The organism is Streptomyces eurythermus, from assembly GCF_014649115.1.
In the GTDB taxonomy this organism is placed as follows: domain Bacteria; phylum Actinomycetota; class Actinomycetes; order Streptomycetales; family Streptomycetaceae; genus Streptomyces; species Streptomyces eurythermus.
Window position 1 is genome coordinate 331,616 of the sequence record NZ_BMSK01000007.1, and the last position, 17,289, is coordinate 348,904.

15 protein-coding genes and 1 tRNA gene are annotated in these 17,289 nt (G+C 67.9%); 10 read left to right on the plus strand and 6 right to left on the minus strand.

Annotation, left to right across the window (positions count from 1 at the left end):
* Positions 1–95 precede the first annotated feature (95 nt).
* Positions 96–1,043: a beta-ketoacyl-ACP synthase III gene (locus IE251_RS16050; RefSeq protein ID WP_189753622.1), complete on the plus strand. Its 948-nt coding sequence runs from the start codon at positions 96–98 to the stop codon at positions 1,041–1,043.
* 132 nt (positions 1,044–1,175) lie between these two features.
* Positions 1,176–1,853 carry a GntR family transcriptional regulator gene (locus IE251_RS16055; RefSeq protein WP_189753623.1) on the plus strand — a complete coding sequence of 226 codons (678 nt, stop codon included), beginning with the start codon at positions 1,176–1,178 and terminating at the stop codon, positions 1,851–1,853.
* An 83-nt stretch (positions 1,854–1,936) separates the two neighbouring features.
* Here the strand turns inward: IE251_RS16055 and IE251_RS16060 are convergent, their stop codons facing one another.
* From IE251_RS16060 to IE251_RS16075, 4 genes are all read right to left on the minus strand, one after another.
* Entirely contained in the window at positions 1,937–3,331 is a 1,395-nt protein-coding gene (locus IE251_RS16060) for an OFA family MFS transporter (RefSeq protein WP_373302007.1), read from the minus strand.
* 208 nt (positions 3,332–3,539) lie between these two features.
* Positions 3,540–5,687 carry an acetate--CoA ligase family protein gene (locus IE251_RS16065; protein ID WP_189753625.1) on the minus strand — a complete coding sequence of 716 codons (2,148 nt, stop codon included), beginning with the start codon at positions 5,685–5,687 and terminating at the stop codon, positions 3,540–3,542.
* Positions 5,688–6,920 carry a formyl-CoA transferase gene (gene frc, locus IE251_RS16070; protein ID WP_189753626.1) on the minus strand — a complete coding sequence of 411 codons (1,233 nt, stop codon included), beginning with the start codon at positions 6,918–6,920 and terminating at the stop codon, positions 5,688–5,690.
* A gap of 11 nt (positions 6,921–6,931) precedes the next feature.
* Positions 6,932–8,629 (minus strand): thiamine pyrophosphate-binding protein, encoded by a 1,698-nt coding sequence (locus IE251_RS16075; RefSeq protein WP_189753627.1) that lies wholly within the window; start codon positions 8,627–8,629, stop codon positions 6,932–6,934.
* A 319-nt stretch (positions 8,630–8,948) separates the two neighbouring features.
* On the opposite strand from IE251_RS16075, the gene IE251_RS16080 reads away from it, so the two are divergent.
* Positions 8,949–9,036 (plus strand) — tRNA-Leu (locus IE251_RS16080).
* An 88-nt stretch (positions 9,037–9,124) separates the two neighbouring features.
* Here the strand turns inward: IE251_RS16080 and IE251_RS16085 are convergent.
* Positions 9,125–10,360: a tyrosine-type recombinase/integrase gene (locus IE251_RS16085; protein ID WP_194552773.1), complete on the minus strand. Its 1,236-nt coding sequence runs from the start codon at positions 10,358–10,360 to the stop codon at positions 9,125–9,127.
* A 53-nt stretch (positions 10,361–10,413) separates the two neighbouring features.
* Positions 10,414–10,965 (minus strand): hypothetical protein, encoded by a 552-nt coding sequence (locus IE251_RS16090; RefSeq protein WP_189753629.1) that lies wholly within the window; start codon positions 10,963–10,965, stop codon positions 10,414–10,416.
* Positions 10,966–11,093: 128 nt separating this feature from the next.
* Here IE251_RS16090 and IE251_RS16095 point away from each other — a divergent pair, with 128 nt between their 5' ends.
* From IE251_RS16095 to IE251_RS16125, 7 genes are all read left to right on the plus strand, one after another.
* Complete coding sequence (locus tag IE251_RS16095) at positions 11,094–11,270, plus strand: helix-turn-helix domain-containing protein (protein ID WP_229896786.1); 177 nt, start codon at positions 11,094–11,096, stop codon at positions 11,268–11,270.
* Positions 11,267–11,875 (plus strand): PIN domain-containing protein, encoded by a 609-nt coding sequence (locus IE251_RS16100; protein ID WP_189753630.1) that lies wholly within the window; start codon positions 11,267–11,269, stop codon positions 11,873–11,875. The genes IE251_RS16095 and IE251_RS16100 overlap by 4 nt, the downstream gene beginning before the upstream one ends.
* 508 nt (positions 11,876–12,383) lie before the next feature.
* Entirely contained in the window at positions 12,384–12,599 is a 216-nt protein-coding gene (locus tag IE251_RS16105; RefSeq protein WP_189753631.1) for a helix-turn-helix domain-containing protein, read from the plus strand.
* Between the two features lie 385 nt (positions 12,600–12,984).
* Positions 12,985–13,893 carry a phage major capsid protein gene (locus IE251_RS16110; RefSeq protein WP_189753632.1) on the plus strand — a complete coding sequence of 303 codons (909 nt, stop codon included), beginning with the start codon at positions 12,985–12,987 and terminating at the stop codon, positions 13,891–13,893.
* Positions 13,894–14,001: 108 nt separating this feature from the next.
* On the plus strand, positions 14,002–14,343 hold the full coding sequence (locus tag IE251_RS42310; RefSeq protein ID WP_444545173.1) for a phage terminase small subunit: 342 nt from the start codon (positions 14,002–14,004) through the stop codon (positions 14,341–14,343).
* 449 nt (positions 14,344–14,792) lie between these two features.
* Entirely contained in the window at positions 14,793–15,518 is a 726-nt protein-coding gene (locus IE251_RS16120; protein ID WP_189753634.1) for an Lsr2 family DNA-binding protein, read from the plus strand.
* A gap of 397 nt (positions 15,519–15,915) precedes the next feature.
* Positions 15,916–17,286: a DUF3987 domain-containing protein gene (locus IE251_RS16125; RefSeq protein ID WP_189753635.1), complete on the plus strand. Its 1,371-nt coding sequence runs from the start codon at positions 15,916–15,918 to the stop codon at positions 17,284–17,286.
* Positions 17,287–17,289 lie beyond the last annotated feature (3 nt).

Consider the following 17,289-nt stretch of genomic DNA (forward strand, 5'->3'; position numbering starts at 1 on the left):
GCACCGGATTCCTGTGGCCTCACCTGCCGTCGTACCGGCCGGTCACTGACCACACTGGTGGATCCCGCCACCCACGGCCACGAGGGGATTCCCGAATGAACGGCTCGCGCATCGTCGCCATCGGCCACTACCAGCCCGCCCGGGTGCTCACCAACGACGACCTGGCGGGCATGGTCGACACCAGCGACGAGTGGATCCGCAGCCGCGTGGGCATCCGCACCCGGCGCATCGCCGGTCCCGACGAGCCCGTGGACGAGCTGGCCGCGCACGCCGCCGCCAAGGCCCTCGCCGCGGCCGGGCTGACCCCCGACGACATCGACCTGGTCCTCGTCGCCACCTCCACCGCCATCGACCGCTCCCCGAACACCGCCGCCCGGGTCGCGGCCCGGCTCGGCATCCCCGGGCCCGCCGCGCTGGACGTCAACGTGGTGTGTGCCGGGTTCACCCACGCGCTCGCCACCGCCGACCACACCCTGCGGGCCGGCGCCGCCACCCGCGCCCTGGTCATCGGCGCCGACAAGATGTCCGACGTCACCGACTGGACCGACCGCAGCACCTGCGTCCTGGTCGGCGACGGGGCCGGCGCCGCCGTCGTGACCGCCTGCCCTCCGGGGGCCGGACCGGGCATCGGGCCGGTGCTGTGGGGCTCGGTGCCGGAGATGGGGCACGCCGTGCGGATCGAGGGCACCCCGCCCCGCTTCGCGCAGGAGGGCCAGAGCGTCTACCGCTGGGCCACCACCCGGCTGCCGGCCATCGCCCGCCAGGCCTGCGAGAAGGCCGGGGTGGCACCCGAGGACCTCGCCGGGGTCGTCCTGCACCAGGCCAATCTGCGGATCATCGAACCGCTGGCCCACAAGATCGGTGCCGTCAACGCGGTGATCGCCCGCGATGTCACCGAGTCCGGCAACACCTCGGCCGCCAGCATCCCGCTCGCCTTCTCCAAGCTGATCGAACAGGGCGCCCTGAGCAGCGGCGACCCGGTGCTGCTGTTCGGGTTCGGCGGCAACCTGTCCTACGCCGGTCAGGTCGTGCGCTGCCCCTGAGGTCCGGCCGCGGGCTCCGTATGCCCGTTCCGGCCCTGCGTACGGGATCCTGTGCACCGTAGACTGTAGACGAAAGACAATCGATACTGAGCGTCCATCGCCCACGCGTCAGACCCGCCCAGGAGGACCGCGATGTTGTCGACCGGACTGCCGCACGGGGCGGTGCCCAGGCTGGAGCGGCCGGGCCCGCTGCGCGAGCGCGTGTACGAGGCGCTGCTGGAACTCATCACCACCCGCGCCCTGCGGCCCGGACAGCACCTGGTGGAGAGCGAGCTCGCCGGGCACCTCGGCGTCTCCCGGCAGCCCGTGCGCGAGGCTCTGCAACGGCTGAACACCGAGGGCTGGGTCGATTTGCGGCCCGCCCAGGGCGCGTTCGTGCACGAGCCGACCGAGGAGGAGGCCGACCAGCTGCTCACGGTCCGCACCCTGCTGGAGGCGGAGGCGGCCCGGCTGGCCGCCGCGCACGCGGACAGCGCCGGCGTCGCCGCCCTGGAGGAGCTGTGCGCCGAGGGCGAGCGGGCCGTGGCTGCCGAGGACGTGGACCGCGCGGTCGCCCTCAACGCGGCCTTCCACAGCAAGGTGATGGAGCTGGCCGGCAACACGGTCCTCGCCGGGCTCGCCGCCCAGGTGGACCGGCGGGTCCGCTGGTACTACACCCCGGTGGCCCGGCAGCGCGGCGGCCAGTCGTGGGTCGAGCACCGGGAACTGATCGCCGCCATCGACGCCCGGGACGAGCAGCGCGCCACCCGGCTGATGCGCGAACACACCGAGCACACCCGGCGGTCGTACCACGAGCGCGAGACCGCCTGACCGACACCCGCCGGGCGTCCCCCCGTTCGGCCATGGACGGGGGAACGCCCGGAAACAGTACGGCGGTTCGAACGAACGGGCCGTCAGGTGGCCGGACGCGGCGCCGGGGCCGGCACCCGGTCCGTGTCGCCCCGGCCCGGCTGCCGCAGCAGCAGGGCCAGCGCCGCCGCCACCATCGAGACACCGCCGGCCAGCGCGTAGGCGCCGTCGTAGCCCCAGGCGCCGACCACCATGGAGCCGAGGCCGCCGCCGAACAGCCCGCTGATCAGCTTGCCGCTGTAGACCAGGCCGTAGTTGGTGGCGTTGTAGTTCTCGCCGAAGTAGTCCGGGGTCAGCGCCGCGAACAAGGGGTAGAACGCGCCGCCGCCGAAGCCGGAGAGGAAGGCGAAGAACAGGAACAGCCACTGGTTCTTCGCCTCGCCGGCCCAGATGACGCCGAACTGGGCGAGCCCCAGCACCACGATGACGAACACCAGCGTCGTCCTGCGCCCCCACAGGTCCGACAGCCAGCCCACCACCGCGCGGCCGATGCCGTTGATGACGGCCATGACCCCCATCGAGGAGGCCGCGACCAGGGGACCGAAGCCGACCTCCTTGGCGAAGTCGACCTGGAAGGAGATCCCGAAGATCGACACCCCGGCCGTCATCACGACCATGACCCACATCAGCGGCAGCATCCCGGTCCGCACGGCCTCCGCGGGCGTGAACTGGCGTACCGCCGGCGGGTTCTTGGCCAGGCTCGTGGCGTTCGCGCCGTTCACCGGGTCCGTCGGCGGGGCCACGTCGGCGGGCCACCAGTTCTTCGGCGGGTCCTGGAAGAAGAACGCGCAGACCGCGACCACGATCAGCACGTAGACGCCGATCAGGTCGAGCACCCGGTCGTAATCCCCGGTGTCGAACGCGTAGTTGAAGATGAAGATGAAGGGCAGCGAGCCGTAGGCGAAGCCCCCGTTGACGAAGCCGGTCTTCGCCCCGCGCCGCTCCGGGAACCACTTGCCGACCATGTTGATGCACGTCGCGTAGATCAGCCCGGAACCGACCCCGCCGACGACGCCGAAGCCCACGATCGCCGGCAGGACGTCACGCAGGTGGGCCAGGGCCAGGAAGCCGAGCAGACACATCACGGCGCCGAGGTACATCGCCCGGCGCGCCGTGAGCAGGCCCCGCTCGCGCAGCCAGCCCGCCGGGAACGCGATGCCCGCCTGGAAGAAGATCCAGACGCTCAGGATCCAGAACGTGTCGCTCTGGGTCCAGCCGTGGGCCGCGGACAAGGTGTCCTCCGCGGAGCCGTAGGCGTACTCCGAGACACTGATGGCCATCATGGAGAGCCAGGGGAGATACACCATGAGCCTGCGGGAGTGACCGAGGATGTCCCGGTCCGTCTCGCCGACGCGGTAGACCCGGCCGCGGGCGTCGGTCACCTCGCGGTAGGCGTGGTGCGGCCGGTCCGGTTCGGCCGGGGTCCGCCGTGTCTTCATGTGATCTGACGTCATGTCAGGCCAGCTCCTCGCCGGTGGGGGGAACGGATGGAGGACGGACGGTGCGCCGGGCACGGGGCGGTGCCCGGCGCCGTACGGAAGAACGGAAGAGGAGAGGAGGCAGGAGGGTGGTCACACCCCTGGTGCCGTGGCGCCGGCCGGCGGTCCCGGCCCGGGGCGTCCGGGCCGGGGCCCCCGGCCGGTCACCTCATGAACCGCCCGGCAGCAGGCCGGCCGCCCGCGCCCACCGGTACTTGGCGCCGAGCACGGCCACCGGCTTCTCGGTCGTGTACGGATACGCCACGACCCCCCGCTCGAACAGGTACCGGCAGGCCTCCTCGACCTCCACGTCACCGGCGAGGGAGGCCACCACCGGCTTCTCGACGCCGCGTTCGCGGAACTCGGCCACCACGCGCGCGGTCAGCTCCGCGAACACCATCGGCGGGGTGACGATGGTGTGCCAGTAGCCAAGCACCAGCGCGTGCACGCGCGGGTCCGCGAGTCCCAGCCGGATCGTCGCCTCGTACGTCGCCGGCGGCTCGCCCCCGGTGATGTCGACCGGGTTGCCGGCCGCGCCGAACGGCGGGATGAACCGGCGGAACGCCTCGTCCAGGTCGGGCGGGATCTCCATCAGCGACAGCCCGTTGTCCGCCACCGCGTCCGACAGCAGCACCCCGCTGCCGCCCGCGCCGGTGATGATGACGACGTTGTCGCCTTGCGGGGCGGGCAGGACCGGCAACGCGCGCGCGTACTCCAGCAGGTCCTCCAGGCCCGGCGCCCGGATCACCCCGGCCTGCCGGAGGATGTCGTCGTAGACCGCGTCGTCGCCCGCGAGCGCCCCGGTGTGCGAGCCGGCCGCCCGCGCGCCCGCCGCCGTACGGCCCGCCTTCAGCACCACCACCGGCTTCCTCGGCACGACCTCGCGGGCCGCCGCCACGAACGCCCGCCCGTCCTTGAGGTCCTCCAGGTGCATGGCGACGCACTCGGTGTGCGGATCCTCGCCGAACCAGGTCAGCAGGTCGTCCTCGTCCAGGTCGGCCTTGTTGCCGAGGCCGACGATCGCCGAGACGCCCGTCCGCGTGGAGCGCGCGAAGCCGAGGACGGCCATGCCGATGCCACCGGACTGCGAGGTCAGCGCCACCGGGCCCTTGACGTCGTACGGCGTGCAGAACGTGGCGCACAGGTCCTGCCAGGTGGAGTAGTAGCCGTAGATGTTCGGGCCGAGCAGGCGTACGCCGTACCGCTCGGCGATCTCCACCAGCTCCGCCTGGAGCGCGTGTTCGCCGGTCTCCGCGAACCCGGACGGGATGAGCACGGCGTTGGGGATGCCCTTCCGCCCCACCTCCTCCAGCGCGGCGGCCACGAACCGGGCCGGGATGGCGAAGACGGCAACGTCCACCTCGCCGGGCACGTCGGCGACGCTCTTGTACGCCTTGCGGCCCAGGATGTCGTCGGCCCGGGGATTCACCGGGTGGATGTCACCGGCGAACCCGCCGTCGAGGAGATTGCGCAGGACCGAATTGCCGATCTTCCCGGGCTCGTTGGAGGCACCGATCACGGCGATCGAGTGCGGCCGCATCAGCCGGCGCATCGAGGCGAGGATCTCCTCGCGGCCGTACGTCCGCCGTGGGGCCGGCCGCTGCTCGGCGAGGATGATCCGGATGTCGGCGGCGACCGCGCCCCGGTCCGTGGCGATCACCGGATTGAGGTCCACCTCCCCGATCTCGGGGAAGTCCGCGACCAGTTGAGACACTCGCCGGATCTGCTCGGCCACCGCCCACCGGTCCACCCCGGGCCGGCCGCGCACCCCGCGCAGGACCTGGGCCGCCCGGATGGAGTCGAGCATCGACAACGCCTCGTCGGCGGAGACCGGAGCGAGGCGGAACGTCACATCCCTCAGCACCTCCACCAGCACCCCGCCCAGCCCGAACGCCACCACCTTCCCGAAGGCCGGATCGGTGACCGCGCCGACGATGACCTCCTGGCCCGCCGGCAGCAACTCCTGTACCAGCACGCCCTCGATACGGGCCCCGGCGTCGTAGGCGCGCGCGTTGCCGACGATCTCGTGGAACGCGGCCCGCACCCGGTCCGCGCCCGCCACCCCCACGACGACCCCGCCGGCCTCGGTCTTGTGCAGGATGTCCGGCGAGACGATCTTCAGCACCACCGGCCCGCCCAGCCGAGCCGCCGCGGCCACCGCCTCGTCCACGTCCCTGGCCAGTTCCTCGCCCGGCACCGCGATCCCGTAGGCGTCGGCGACCACCCTGCCCTCGGGCGCGGTCAGCGCGGTACGGCCCTCGGCCCGCACCGACTCCAGCAGCGCCCGCACCCGGGCCACCCGCTCCTCGTCCCGCACTCAGATCACCCCGTCCGACTTCAGCAGCCGCAACTCTTCCTCGCCGAGGCCCAGTTCACCGGCGTAGACCTCTTCGTTGTGCTCGCCGAGCAGGGGCGAGGCGGTCACCTCCACGGGGGACTCGGAGAGCTTGATCGGGCTGCCGACGGTGACGAACTCGCCGCGCTCGGGGTGCGGGACGCGGACCACCATGCCGTCGGCGGCCAGCGAGGCGTCCTCGATGATCTCCTTGGTGGACAGGATCGGCCCGCACGGGATGTCGTGCGCGGTCAGCCGCTCCAGCACCTCCCACTTGGGCAGCGTGGCCGACCACTCCTCGATCAGCTGGAACATCTTGTTCAGCTTCGGCAGCCGGGCCTCCGGCGTGGCCCACTCGGGGTCGTCGGCGAGCTCGGGCCGGCCGATGAGCCCGGTGATCGGCCGCCAGCCGACGGGCTGCACGATGACGTACACATAGTCGTTCGGGCCGCCCGGCGCGCACTTGACCGCCCAGCCCGGCTGCCCGCCGCCGGAGGCGTTCCCCGAGCGGGGGACCTCCTCGCCGAAGTCCTCGTTGGGGTATTCGGCCAGCGGCCCGTGCGCCAGCCGCTGCTGGTCGCGCAGCTTCACCCGGCACAGATTGAGCACGGCGTGCTGCATGGCCACGTCGACCCGCTGCCCGCGCCCGGTGCGCTCCCGCTGGAACAGGGCCGCGAGGATCCCGGCGACGGCGTGCACCCCCGTCCCCGAGTCCCCGATCTGGGCCCCCGTCGCCAGCGGCGGCCCGTCCTCGAAACCGGTGGTCGCCATCGACCCGCCCATGGCCTGCGCGACGACCTCGTAGGCCTTGAACCGGGTGTACGGGCCGTCCCCGAACCCCTTGATGGAGGCGTAGACGATCCGCGGGTTGATCTCCCGGACGCGTTCCCAGCCGAAGCCCATCCGGTCGACGGCGCCCGGCCCGAAGTTCTCGACCATGACGTCCGAGCGGCGGATCAGCTCGGTGAGGATCTCCTTGCCGCGCTCGGTCTTGGTGTTCAGCGTGATGCTGCGCTTGTTGCAGTTGAGCATCGTGAAGTACAGCGAGTCGGCGTCCGGCAGGTCCCGCAGCTGCCTGCGGGTGATGTCACCGGTCGGCGCCTCCAGCTTGACGACGTCCGCGCCGAGCCAGGCCAGCAGCTGGGTGGCGGACGGCCCGGACTGGACGTGGGTCATGTCGAGGACGCGAATGCCCTCGAGAGCCTTGGCGGTCATGGCCGTTCACCTCACTTGTACATCGTCTGGTTCATGGTTCCGGGGGCGTACGCGTCCGGGTCGACCCAGACGTTGATCAGCGACGGCTTGCCGGACTCGCGGGCCCGGCGCAGGGCGGGGCCGATGTCGGCCGGGTCGCGGACCTCCTCGCCGTAACCGCCCAGGATCCGCGCGAACTGGTCGTACGGCACGTCGCCGAGGGTGTTGCCGACCCGCTCGCGGTCCTTGCCGTACTTGGCGGCCTGGCCGTAACGGATCTGGTTCATGGAGGAGTTGTTGCCGACGATGCCGACGAACGGGAGGTCGTAGCGGACGAGGGTCTCGAAGTCCCAGCCGGTCAGCGAGAAGGCGCCGTCGCCGAAGAGCGCGACCACCTCCTTGTCCGGGCGGGCCTGCTTGGCGGCGAGCACGAAGGGGATGCCGACGCCGAGGGTGCCGAGCGGGCCCGGGTCCATCCAGTGGCCGGGCGACTTGGGCTGGACTACCTGCCCGGAGAAGGTGACGATGTCGCCGCCGTCGCCGATGTAGACCGAGTCCTCGGTGAGGAAGTCGTTGATCTCGCTGACCAGCCGGTACGGGTGGATGGGCGAGGCGTCGGACCTGAGCTGCGGCAGCCGCTTGCCGAGGGCCGCCTGCTCGGCCGCGCGCAGCTCGTCCAGCCACTCCTTGCGCCGCACGGCCCCGCCGTCGGTCCGCCCGGACGCGGCCTGGGTGACGGCCCTCAGCACCAGTCCGGCGTCGCCGACGATCCCGAGGCCGATGTCGCGGTTCTTGCCCACCGTCCGGTAGTCGAGGTCGATCTGCACGACCGTGGCGGTGGGGGAGAGGCGCCTGCCGTAGCCCATGCGGAAGTCGAACGGGGTGCCGACGATCACGATGACGTCGGCGTGCGAGAAGGCGTACCGGCGGGAGAGCTGGAAGTGGTGCGGGTCGCCGGGCGGCAGGGTGCCGCGCCCGGCGCCGTTCATGTACGCCGGGATGTTCAGGGTGCGCACCAGCTCGACGGCGGCCTCGGTGCCGCGGGTCGTCCACACCTGGCTGCCCAGCAGGATGGCGGGTTTGCGGGCGTGCACCAGCAGGTCGGCGAGCCGTTCGACCGCCTCCGGGTCGCCGGCCGAGCGGGTGGAGGCCCGGTAGGCGCCGGCCCGTGGCACCCGGGCCGTCTCACGGGGCACCTTGGCGTCCAGGACGTCCCGGGGGATCTCCAGGAAGGAGGGGCCGGGGGCGCCGTGGTAGCACTCGCGGAAGGCCATCGACACCATGTCCGCGGCGCGGGTGGTGTCCGGCACGGTCGCCGCGAACTTGGTGATCGGCGTCATCATGTCGACGTGCGGCAGGTCCTGGAGGGACCCCATCCTGTGCTGGCTGAGCGCACCCTGGCCGCCGATCAGCAGCATCGGGGACTCGGCGCGGAAGGCGTTGGCGACCCCGGTGACGGCGTCGGTCGTGCCGGGGCCGGCGGTGACCACGGCGCAGCCCGGTTTGCCGGTGATCCGGGCGTACCCGTCGGCGGCGTGCGCGGCGACCTGCTCGTGACGTACGTCGACGACCTCTATCCCCTCGTCCACGCAGCCGTCGTAGATGTCGATGATGTGGCCGCCGCACAGGGTGTAGACGCGGTCGACCCCTTCGGCCTTCAGCGCCTTGGCGACGAGGTGGCCGCCGGAGATCAGGTCCGGGGCGGGGTGGGCGTCCTGGGATTGGGGCATGGCGAGGTCCTCTCCCTTGCCGAGGTGCATACAGAACATTGCATACAGTCGACGAATACTGTATGGACTCGTTATCCCTCATCCGGCGAGCGGTGTCCAGGGGGCGCAGGCACTTTCGGCCACCACGCTCGACGGATTCCGGCCCGTCACGCAGCGTGCACTCGCTCTTACCGACCGTGCGAGGCGGACGTGCCGTGCAGGTGGGAGCGTCTCCGGCTGTCGCCCCGCGGCGAATACGCAGGTGAAACGCACTCCGAAACCTTGGTATTGTTGTCCATGTCGCCGCGGGGAACACGCCCCGCAAGGCGGCAGACACCTGGTCCGGGTGGCGGAATGGCAGACGCGCTAGCTTGAGGTGCTAGTGCCCTTTATCGGGCGTGGGGGTTCAAGTCCCCCCTCGGACACCAGCTGAGACCCCTGTTGATCAGGGGTTTTCTGCTTTCCAGGACTGTGGCGTGACCAACCACGTGACCAACAGCCTGGCGTATCCCCAGGTCAGACCAGGGATGACAGGCCGAGTCGGCCAGCACCGGAGGCGGCCAGTCGGCGCGCTCCGTCCTTACGAGAGTGGCCGTACCGGGCCATCGTGTAGCCCGGCGAGTGGTGCCGGACGTTGGCGGAGACCTCTACGGGGTTCTCCCCGGCCTCCAGATCGTTCGTGACCTTGCTGTGCCTCCAGTCGTGAATCCGGAAGTCCTCCGGCAGGTGCAGACGGTTCCGCAGGGTGCGCCACCGAGCAGACACCTTCTCCGGGTCTTGCGGGCCGCCTGCCTCGCCCCGGTAGAGCTTGAAGCCGTCCCGAGCGAACACCAGGTCGTGATCCACCCAGGCGGAGCCGAGACGCGCCCTCTCGGCGTCCTGGCGCTGCTTCTGCCACTTCAGGACATTCATCACGGACTGATCCACATAGATCACCGCGTTGTCGTCGCCGTCCTTGGTCAGCTTCCGCAGCCGGTAGGTGTTGCCTTCCTCGACCACGACCCAGCCCAGTTCGATGGCTCCCTCATCCCAGTGGATCAGAGACCACTTCATCCCCAGAGCCTCACTGCGCCGCACACCGGTAGCGGCGTAGACGGTCCACAGCGGAGCATCCCGAAGACAGTGATGGGTCAGACCGCTGTCACAGGCCCGGTTACCGCACGGCTGCCACACGGTTTCCAGGAAACGGGCCGTCTGGCCGTCGTCCAGGGTCGGGTACTTCTGCTCCTGGGCCCGTATCTGCCGGGCTGTGGGCGGGTGCGCCGTTGCAGCCGGGTTGGCCGGGATCAGCTTGGGCACAGCGGCCCCGAGAGCGCCGGAGAGGATGTTGTGTATGTGCCGGACGCTCTTGGCCCCGAGCGGCTTGCCCTTGTTGGTCGGGCACGGAGCCGTCTCCAGCAGCCGGTACAGATCATCAAGTGTGTCGTCGGTGACCTCGCACAGCTTCACGCTGCCGATGTGCGGCTTGATGTGCAGACGGATCTTCGTCTCGTACCCGGCCACGGTCGTTCCCTCCTTCCGATGGTTCGCCAGCCACTTGTCGAGCCAGTCACCCAGCTTCATGTCAGAGCGGGCCGCGATCTTGCCCGCCTCGTAGTTGCTGTGCCACTCCCGCAGCGCCTTTTCTGCTGCGGTCTTGGTCGGGTAGTCCCGGCCGATCCAGTAACGGATCTTCTTGCCCTGCGCCTTGTCGAAGTGGAGCGGGGTGCGCACACCCCAGGTGTTCGGTCTGCCCTTGCGCGGGATCTCCACCGGAGTCCCCCCGAGCCCGTTACCGCGCTTTGTCACGTGGGTGGGTTGCCCTTCTAGTTGTTGCCCATGAGGTGATCGGTGATCTTGTCGAGGTATTCGCCTGTCGTGATCTCCCTTGCCTTGGCAGTGAGCTGCCCCCCGGCCTTGCCGGGAACGGTGGTCAGCAGGTCCCGTTTGCGGGCCTCCTTGAGGTGGCCTCGGATCGTCTCGGGACGCTTGTGGGTTAGTTCGGCCAGGTGCGCCGTGACGTTGGGCACGGCCCGTGCAACGGCCCGGACGTAGGACTCGGCCAGGAACGCCAGGTAGGCATCCGAGATGCCCTCAGAGCCCAGCAGCCACCGAAGAGCCTCCGCCTCTGTGTCCTGCGCGACCTGCTGCTGAGGGTCGGCCGGCCGGGCGGCGCGGAACTGGTCGCCCGCCTTCTTGAAGTCGACCTGCCGCAGCACCGTGGACGACACGCCGCCCTGCGTGGAAGCCGGATCGGCGTCCGGATGCGGGGTGATCAGCACACGCGTAGGGCCGCTGGCCGGGTCGGCGTCGGCCGCCCAGCGCATGAGCACTCGCCACGGCCCTACGTCCTGCGTGATCTCGATGTATTCACTCACACCCTCACCATACCACCCCGGGTGGACACACCTAGGTTTGACAAGGTGGGTGGAGCGGCGTACATCTGAAAGTAGGGCCGGACAGGAACGGGCGGAGCCCACCGCCCACCGGCCAGCAAGGAGAGGCGTTGACCAAGCTCAAGCTGATGACCGTTGACGATGTCGCCGACTACCTGAGCAAGCCCCGCTCTTGGGTGTACGGGAACTGGAGGGCCGAACAGATCCCGTTCCGCAAGGTGGGTCAGTCACTTCGGTGCCGCCCTTCGGATCTGGATCGCTGGCTGGATGAGCAGGGAGCGGAGTGACCGAGGTCTATCCGCGTCGCCTGGTCGCTGCGACTCATGATGTGAAGACCGAGTGGACCCGAGCCCTTTTCGATGCCTTCGGGCCGGGTGGCCTACTGGCGCGAAAGGCATCCGAGTTCGGGCGTGAACATCTGCTGTGGGCCCTGGCCCAGCTTCGGCATACGAACGGCCGTACCGGCCTGATGTTCACCGGGGATACGACGATCGCGGATGAGCTGGGCTACAACACAAACGACCACCCGGGGAAGAGGTGCCGGGACGTTCTGACGCGGTTCGGGTTCTTCACCCAGCAGGGCAAGCAGCGGCGGGCGGCGAAGCTCCGCCTGTCGGTGCCCCTGGAGTTGCTGGACGATGAGGAGATCTACCCTGCGCTGGCGAACTCCGTGGATGCTGAGGTCATCACCGTGGCCGACACCATGCCGAGCAAGCCGAGGAAGAAGGCAGCGCCGAAAAACGGAGCGTCACGGCCGGCTGAACCCTCCGAGACGGGAAGCGTCGAGGCCTGCCCGGCTCACCTCGGAGGCGACTGCCCTGACCCCACAGACCCGTTCAGCGCAGCACCACCCTGGGGCTCGGGGGTTTGTCGGATCGCCCTTGGCGTCTAGTGCTCCCATTTTCCCGTTCAACCGGGGACTTAGTTAGTAGTTGGTAGTACGTAGCTCATAGAGCGTAGGTAGTAGTGAGTAGGGGCCCCTCCGCCGGGGCCCTCTCTCATTTCCTCTCAGATGCAGGACCTTTGGAGTCCTGAGTCAGCCAAGGCGAGTGGAGTTAGGCAACTGGTTGCCAACGACACACAGGAGGAGCCCATACCTCCTGGCGAGGGAGTACATACCCGAGCCAACTTGTCCCCGCGGTCCCCGGCGTGATTTGTAACTCACTTCCTGCCAGCAGTGTCCCAGACCGGATGCTTTGACACCGACATCATTAGTGAGAGTAGGTCTCCTGTGGCGTCCGTCTCACTTCCCCCACCATCCGGGCGGATTTGCGCGACAGGACACATACATCATTAGTGAGAGTCAACCTCACGGGACTTGATTGACCCCGGCCTACGCGGCCGGGGTTTTATTTTTGCCTGCCGTCGCGCATTCCTGCATGACTGGAATGGAGTCATCAATGTTTGATCGTCACTTCTTCGCTGCCCGCCGTGTGGCTCTGGGGCTTTCCGTAGAGGCCCTGGCTGAGCGAATGCGCGTAGCCCCATCCACAGTGCGTCGCTGGGAGTCCGGTGAGACGTGCCCGAGTCTTCGCACGCTTGCCCCGGCCGCCAGGCATCTCCAAATCCCTGTGGCTTCGCTTATGAGTGAGGCAGAGACCGACCGGGCTGCCTAATTCCCGAACCATTAGTTAGGAGGTCGCCGTGAGCGACGTAGAACAGATTACCGAGGCCATGCCGGCCGACCCTTCCGACCCTGTTCGAGCCCAGGTTGAGCGGGAGTATTCCGCGAAGCTGGCTCGGGCTGAACTTAAGGGCTACGCAGCCCAGGCAGGGATCACCCTCCCCGATGGATTCACCGATTACCTGGACGGTTCCAAGCTGCTTGGTGAAGACGGCAAACCTTCGGCTGAGTCGATGGACAAGGTCCTAGCGCCTTTCAGGCCCAGGGAACCGACGCTCCCTCCTCTTGGGGGCGCTGGCCACAACCGTGAAGGCAACTCATTTCGAGTACACCCCCGCATTTCTCTCGACGTTCGCAAGCGATAACTAGGAGCACATATGAGCCTTGCCTACCAGCAGCCTGGCACTACCACTTTCATCCCTGAGATTTGGGATGCGGAACTTCTCACGCAGTTTGACCCACTTCTTGTCTGGGCGTCTCCGTTCGTGTCCAACAACAAGTACGAAGGGGAGATCCGACAGAAGGGCGATGTGGTCCACATCAACAGCCTTCTTCGGCCCACCGTGGGCGATTACACGATCGCTGACGGGATGACGGCCCAGCGGCCGGAAACCGTGGATCAGAAGCTCACCATTACCGAGGCGAAGTATCTACAGGTTTTGGTCGAAGATGCCGAACGGGTCCAGTTGGCTGGCGGCCTTGACTCGCCGATCAACCAGCAGATGATCCGGGCCCTGGCCCGTGAGGCTGACGCCTTCATGGGCAACATCATCGCCATCGGGGCGACGGCGCTTCCGGCCATCACGCCGACGGCCGAGAACATCCCTCAGAGCCTCTACAGCGCGATCCTGGACATGATGCTGGAGCTGGACTCCAGCGACATCCCGGCAGGCCGTTACGTGGTCGTCTCGCCACGCGTGAAGCGGTACCTCATCGAGCATCCGTCCGTGGCTAACGCTGCCGCATACGGCGAAGGCGGCGTGACTGCCAATGGTGTCGTTGCTCGCCTTGCCGGGTTCACCATCCTGACCACTACGGCTATGCCTGCCGGTGTAGACATCGTGGCGGGTCACTCGGAGTTCGCCACCTACGCCAGTCAGTTCACCGGCTTCCGTGAGGGACAGTCGGAGAAGTACCGGGCTGACTACATCGACACCCTGCACCTGTACGGCGGCAAGATCGTGCGTTATCCGGAACTGGACACCAAGAAGGCCGACAACACCTTTGATGAGTCCAAGCCCACCAAGGGAATCGTCAAGGCTGCCGTTACCTGGCCTACTTCCTGAACCCTGGATTTATTCGGGCCCCTGCACTCCGCGGGGGCCCGTTGTTTTCACCTCCCGTCGATCACACGGCCTCGCCGGCCGTGACTGTCCGTTTTTCCCGGAGGATTCATGCCGAGATTGCGAAACCCTAACTCGCCACACTCCCGATACAAGGGCCTGGATGTGCTGCCGAATGATCACGGCCTCCCGGTTCCTGAGCTGCCTTCTGTAAGGGAGTGGTCAGATGCCGAAAGCGAGCAGTGGCACCAATGGTGGAACAGTCCCCAGGCCGCGCGTTGGGATGAGTCCTACGTGCCCACTCTTGCCGTCATGCTGACCTACTACGGCAAGATCCTTGACGGATCTGCCACCCGCGACCACCTGACGGAATACCGGCAACTGGCTACCGCCCTCGGTCTGACCGCCGATGGCATGAAGCGGCTGGGATGGACATTTGAGGGTGACGAGTGAGCAGACGAGCAGCCAAGGCCGGGGCCGCAGGAATCCATGACGGTGTACACCGGGCGGGTTTCGAATGCCCCTGGGATGAACCCCAGTGCTCGGAATGTGTCGAGGAGTTCGCCATCCACGCCGGTTGGCAACTGACCGGAAAAGTGAGGCCGTGGGACGACAAACTGAAGCACCAACCGAAGAAGTGCCACGTGTGCCGCCAGACGTGACCGCTGGGGCTTGGGGATTTCATTGGCGAACGTGGTCGGAGGGTCGCACCCCCGGTGGGGTCTACAGAGAATTAATGATGCATTACCCCCCGTATTCATGGAATTAGAGTAATGTGTAAGTTATCTGTTAGTTATCATTCCGTGATAGAGGTGCGGAAGAATAGATGTCAGCGGGGAAGCCGTAGAGCAACGCTCCGGACCCTCACTCAGACTTCCGCACTAACGAAGGAATGCCGCGCCATGCGTAAAACGGTTTTGGTGCCCGTGGAAAAGCTGTACTGCGACGCGCATCTGGCCAAGGATGGTTCTGAAGTCGATGCCACTTCATCACTGAAGCTGGGCAAGGACACTTGGCACCTGTGCTTGGAACACGACGTCACATTCGGGCGCTATCTCTGCGATGCGTTGGGCGCTCCGTCAGAGCGAGAGGCCACGCAGGCTGAGCCCGAGCCCATGCCGGTTGTCGAAGCTGTCCCGCAGCCGGAGCCGGAGCCGAAAGCGCCTGTGGTGGAGTCCGGACCTGAGCCGGTGCCGTCCGTGATGATCGCTGGTGAAGTGCCTGGGTACGAGTGGGATGACGCGCGGGAAGCGGTGCGCAACCTGGGGTATGAGGTGGTCGGTCGTGCCGATGACAGCACAGTTCTGTTGATCCTGGGTGAGGGTGGCGACCGGAACGCCACCAAGCTGCGGGACGCTTCCGAGCGTGGCATCCCTGTGATGGACGTGCGGGAACCGGGACGCTTCAAGTCGGCTGTTCGGGCGGGTGAGTTGGTCGGTGGTGATCCCCTTCCGGAGCCTGCCAAGGTCGACCGTTCCGGGATGAGCGAGCGTGAACGCAACCGTGCCGTCCGGGCATGGGCCCGAGAGCACGGCTACGCCGTACCCACAAAGGGCCGAATTCCGATGCACGTGAGGCATGCGTGGGAGCACCGGGATGAGTCGGAGGGAAAAGCGGCAGCGGCCTAAGCGCCGCGCCCTCGGTGACGGCCGCCGACTGCGGCCGTCACCCCCGGCCCCGTGACCTGAGTGTGTGGAAGAACGCCAAGGCATACGGGGCGGACTCCAAACCATGCAGGCGTGTCTACGCCCCTGGTTCCTGGGTCGTCTGGACAACGCCAAAGGGCAAGCGTCGTACCGGCATCGTGAGCAGTGACCCTCTGTCGCTTGAAGCCGTCCGGCGTCATGTCCGGTGGGACAAGGTGGGCCGCTGTAACTCGGTGATCGTTCCGGCGGACGGGGGAGACGCGCTTCCCCTGCTGCAAAAGACAGCCAAGGAACCTCACTTTCAGACCAAGGACGGAGGGCGGTGGCGCCCCGTTACGCCCCTCCGCAACCAAACCAACCCCCAGGAAGTGGACGCAGCATGAGCACCCCCGTTCTGTACGGTCCCATCGGTCGCGCGGTTCGCCGGATCGCTCCCTTCGTTGAAGCGGACCCCTTGGGGGTGTATGTGGCCGCCCTCTCGATGTGGTCGGCCGCAATTGGTGGGACGGTCAAGGTCTCTTCCCGTGGTCCCCGGCCGGTGCTGCTGTGGTCCGCTCTGGTGGCCGGTACCGGGCGCGGTAAGGGAACCGCACTGCGGGCCGCTCATCACGTCCTGGACAAGGCTCTGGGCCGTTTTCTGGCGACTCACACAACGAGTGGCATCACGTCCGGGGCGAGCATGGTGAACCACCTGTGGGAGCAGCAGGAAGCGACCGCCGAGACCGAGCACGGGCGCGACGTCCGGACTCTCGTGGTCGAAGAAGAGTGGTCGGAAGTGCTCCGCAGGGTGAAGCGGGATGCGTCGTTCACGACCAAGCTGCGGACCGCGTGGGATGGGTCGACTCTGCGGAACACGACCAAGGATGAGGCGCAGGAAGTACGTGACCCTGCAATGGTTCTGCACTGTCACGTAACGCCCTCTGACTGGTCCAAGTACGTCGGTGAGTCGGAAGCGGCGGGAGGCTCGTACAACCGCATCCTTCCCTTCCTGCTGGGATCGGTCCCGCTGCTGGACGATGACCGGGTGAGCCTGCCTGAGGTGGACGGGCGAGAGCTGGCCGACGCTTACGGGTGGGCCACGACCCGGCCGCGTGTGATCACGCTTGCGGAGGATGCCCGGCCGCTGTGGCGGGTGGTTCGCCGGTACGCCCGCATCCTGGGTGAGACCCTGCCCGAAGGACAGGCCGTGTTCATCGAGCGGACGGCAGAGCAGACGCTCAGGGTCGCGGCCTGCCTGGCAGCGTCCGAGTGCTCGGAGACCATCACGGAAGAGATGCTGTCCGCCGCCTTCAGCTTGGTCCGCCGGTCGGTGCAGGACGCCGTACGGATCACCAAGGGAGCGACCTCCCCGAAGGTGAAGCGCCAGCCGCTCACCCTTGAGGACAAGGTGCGAGCCCGGATCGAGCTGCACGGAGGCCGGGCCACTTCCTCCCAAGTGCTCCCGTACGTGGGAGCGACCGCAGCAGAGGTCAAGCAACTGCCCGGAATCGTCGTGACCGTGGAACGATCGGGGAAGACGGGACGGCCGGCCACCGTTTTCACGGTCCGCGGTGATAGTTCCGAAAACGGTGCGTCGACAGAAACGGTCGCGGAGCCGATGCCGGCCAGCGCGGAGCGTGAGCAGGCCCGCGCAACGGTCGTCAGCCTGGACGCCTACCGCCCGGAGCCCCAGCAGCCCCCGGCGCCTGCGCCCGAATCGAAGCGGTCGGAATCGCTCGGGGACACGAACCCCTTCCTCGCCCTGCTCTAAGCA

Excerpts from the sequence above, each read along its gene's own strand:
- IE251_RS16050 (WP_189753622.1), top strand. The coding sequence starts at position 96 with ATGAACGGCTCGCGCATCGTCGCCATCGGCCACTACCAGCCCGCCCGG.
- IE251_RS16055 (WP_189753623.1), top strand. The coding sequence starts at position 1,176 with ATGTTGTCGACCGGACTGCCGCACGGGGCGGTGCCCAGGCTGGAGCGG.
- IE251_RS16060 (WP_373302007.1), bottom strand. The coding sequence starts at position 3,331 with ATGAAGACACGGCGGACCCCGGCCGAACCGGACCGGCCGCACCACGCC.
- frc (WP_189753626.1), bottom strand. The coding sequence starts at position 6,920 with ATGACCGCCAAGGCTCTCGAGGGCATTCGCGTCCTCGACATGACCCAC.
- IE251_RS16075 (WP_189753627.1), bottom strand. The coding sequence starts at position 8,629 with ATGCCCCAATCCCAGGACGCCCACCCCGCCCCGGACCTGATCTCCGGC.
- IE251_RS16105 (WP_189753631.1), top strand. The coding sequence starts at position 12,384 with ATGTTTGATCGTCACTTCTTCGCTGCCCGCCGTGTGGCTCTGGGGCTT.
- IE251_RS16110 (WP_189753632.1), top strand. The coding sequence starts at position 12,985 with ATGAGCCTTGCCTACCAGCAGCCTGGCACTACCACTTTCATCCCTGAG.
- IE251_RS42310 (WP_444545173.1), top strand. The coding sequence starts at position 14,002 with ATGCCGAGATTGCGAAACCCTAACTCGCCACACTCCCGATACAAGGGC.
- IE251_RS16120 (WP_189753634.1), top strand. The coding sequence starts at position 14,793 with ATGCGTAAAACGGTTTTGGTGCCCGTGGAAAAGCTGTACTGCGACGCG.
- IE251_RS16125 (WP_189753635.1), top strand. The coding sequence starts at position 15,916 with ATGAGCACCCCCGTTCTGTACGGTCCCATCGGTCGCGCGGTTCGCCGG.